The sequence below is a fragment of the Mycobacterium sp. 1165178.9 genome, assembly GCF_001673555.1.
Taxonomy (GTDB): domain Bacteria; phylum Actinomycetota; class Actinomycetes; order Mycobacteriales; family Mycobacteriaceae; genus Mycobacterium.
The window spans coordinates 1-2,003 of sequence record NZ_LZMB01000285.1; the positions used below are offsets into that span (position 1 = coordinate 1).

The following is a 2,003-nucleotide window of genomic DNA, read 5'->3' on the forward strand; positions in this document are numbered from 1 at the left end:
CCAGCCTGCTCAGCCAGGAGACCACCGACTTCGACGGCCAGTTCTACCAGCTGAAGGGTGCTCGCAACGAGCCCAAGGGTCCGCAGCGGCCACACCCGCCGATCTGCATCGGCGGCAGCGGGGAGAAGCGCACGCTGCGGATCACCGCCCGCTATGCCCAGCACTGGAATTTCGTGGGCGGTCCGCCCGACGTTTTCGCCCACAAGCGTGACGTCCTGGCCTCGCACTGCGCGGACATCGGCCGCGATCCCAAGGAGATCACGCTCTCGGCACACCTGCGCCTGGAGCCTGACCTGAACTACGCGAAAGTCATCGAGGACGCGGCCGGGCTGGCCGCCGAAGGGTTGGATCTGAGCATCGTCTACCTTCCCCCGCCACACGACCCGGCCGTGCTGGAACCGCTCGCCGAGGCGATCCGCAACTCGGGCCTATGGGATCGGTGACGCCGTTTTACCGCCGCATCTTCGAACCATAGGGGAAACCCCGCCGGGCGCACTCTGAGCAAACCCGCCGCGCGCGAGTCGGGGCGCCGGCCGGGCGGTCACGCACCGAAGAGCAGCAAGTCCTGAGCGTTCACCAAACGCTCGTGCTTAGCGGGAAATTCACGACTTTTCACCGGGTGACGCAACCATGACCAGGCGATTCGCCCCATCCGTGTCCGAGGTAATGGGTGGATATGCACAAGAATCTCTCCTGCGATCGGTCCGTTCAACCGGGAAACCGGTGTGACCCCCATGTGAGCGGGCTCACAACGGGTTATTACACACCTACGGTCTGGCAAACAGTGGGAGACTCGCCGAGTGAACTCGGCCGTGTTTCTTGTGTGGCTGGTGTTACTACTGAAGCGGCACCGCGGAGGGCTTGACCGGCGCCGGCAGCGCAGTCGACCCCATCAGGAATCGGTCCGCCGCGGCCGCGGCGGCCCTTCCCTCAGCTATCGCCCAGACGATCAGCGACTGGCCACGACCCATGTCGCCGGCCACGAAGACGCCCGGAACCGACGTGTCGAAATCCGCCCCGCGGGCGACGTTGCCGCGCTCGGTGAATTTCACCTCGAGGTCGGTGAGCAGGCCCTCCTTCTCAGGCCCGACAAATCCCATCGCCAGCAGCACCAGGTCGGCCTCGAGTTCGAACTCGGAGCCCTTCATCTTGACGAACTTGCCGTCTTGCATGGTCACCTCGTGCGCCTTGAGCGCCGTCACGTGACCGTCTTCGCCGACGAATTCCTCGGTGTTGACCGAGAACACCCGCTCGCCGCCCTCTTCATGCGCCGACGACACCCGATACATCAGCGGGTAGGTCGGCCACGGGGTGGACGGCGCGCGCGTCTCTGGCGGACGCGGCATGATCTCGAACTGGTGGATGATTTTCGCACCCTGCCGGTGCGCGGTACCCAGGCAGTCGGCACCAGTGTCCCCACCACCGATGATGACGACCTTCTTGTCTTTGGCAGTGATCGGCGGCTCGCCGTCGGGGCCCAGCACGTCGTCACCCTCCTGCACGCGGTTACCCCACGGCAGGTATTCCATCGCCTGGTGGATGCCGTCCAGTTCACGGCCGGGGATCGGCAGATCGCGCCCTGCGGTGGCGCCGCCGGCCAGTACCACGGCGTCGAAGTCGGCGCGCAGTTGCTCGGCGGTGATGTCGACGCCGACATTGACCCCGGCCCGGAATTCGGTGCCCTCGGCTCGCATCTGGTCCAGCCGGCGGTCAAGCACGCGCTTTTCCATCTTGAATTCCGGGATGCCGTAGCGCAGCAGTCCACCGATGCGATCCGCCCGCTCGAACACGGTGACGGTATGCCCGGCGCGGGTGAGCTGCTGAGCGGCGGCCAGACCCGCCGGCCCGGAACCGACCACGGCGACCTTTTTTCCGGTCTTGGCGTCCGGCGGCAAGGGCCGCACCCAGCCCTCATCGAAGGCCTTGTCGATGATCTCCAGCTCGATCTGCTTGATCGTCACCGGATCCTGGTTGATGCCGAGCACACAGGCCGGTTCGCAGGG

The 2,003-nt window shown here is 66.0% G+C and carries 2 protein-coding genes; one reads left to right on the forward strand and one right to left on the reverse strand.

All coding sequences use genetic code 11. The features are described from left to right. A partial coding sequence (locus A5652_RS12200; protein WP_156745299.1) for an LLM class flavin-dependent oxidoreductase occupies positions 1-443 on the forward strand: 443 nt, incomplete at its 5' end. A 393-nt stretch (positions 444-836) separates the two neighbouring features. Here the strand turns inward: A5652_RS12200 and A5652_RS12205 are convergent. Beyond that, the coding region (locus tag A5652_RS12205; protein WP_067351084.1) for a glutamate synthase subunit beta at positions 837-2,003 on the reverse strand (1,167 nt) is incomplete at its 5' end.